Below are 613 nucleotides of genomic sequence, written 5' to 3' on the forward strand. Positions count from 1 at the left end.
AGATCGAATTCACAAGCCCGATAGCGGGTATTGCGATGGATCAGGTGCTCGGGCGGCCGGCCCGGTTCATCGTCGATCCAGTCGACCCGAACATGGGTCACCTGCAGCGTATGTTTGGCGAGAACGCTGCGAAGTTCAGCAAGAAGCCGCCCGCACAGACCGTCCACGGCATCATCACGAAGTTCGATGAGCACGAGACCTCCGCCGACGAGACGCGTTACCGCGTGAGGCTCGAGCCTGCGATCGCGGATCTCAACCGGGGCAGGACAAGCCGGCTGTTCCAGAAGCAGTCGGTCGAAGAGATCATTACCGACACGCTACGGCACGACGGTTACCGGGCCGGTGTCGACTTCAGGTTCAACCTGCGCGGCCAGTACAGGCGGCACGAATACATCACCCAGTACCACGAGACGACGTTCGCGTTTATCCAGCGCATCTGTGCGGAAGAAGGCATCTGGTTTCGCTGGGAGCAGAAAAAGGATTACGCGGTGATGGTGTTCGGCGACGATCTGGATGCGTACTCGCGCAAGCAGCGTACGGTGCCGTATCGTCGTGATTCGGGCCTGGAGAGCGTGGGTGCCGACTCGATCAAGTCGCTGCGGCGGCGCACCCG

Annotated in this window: 1 protein-coding gene; it reads left to right on the forward strand. The window is 61.2% G+C overall.

Going from position 1 to position 613, the window contains the following annotated elements:
* The coding region (locus M3A49_RS42920; protein WP_266234003.1) for a phage late control D family protein at positions 1-613 on the forward strand (613 nt) is incomplete at both ends.

The organism is Paraburkholderia sp. CNPSo 3076 (genome assembly GCF_026343935.1).
Taxonomy (GTDB): Bacteria; Pseudomonadota; Gammaproteobacteria; order Burkholderiales; family Burkholderiaceae; genus Paraburkholderia; species Paraburkholderia nodosa.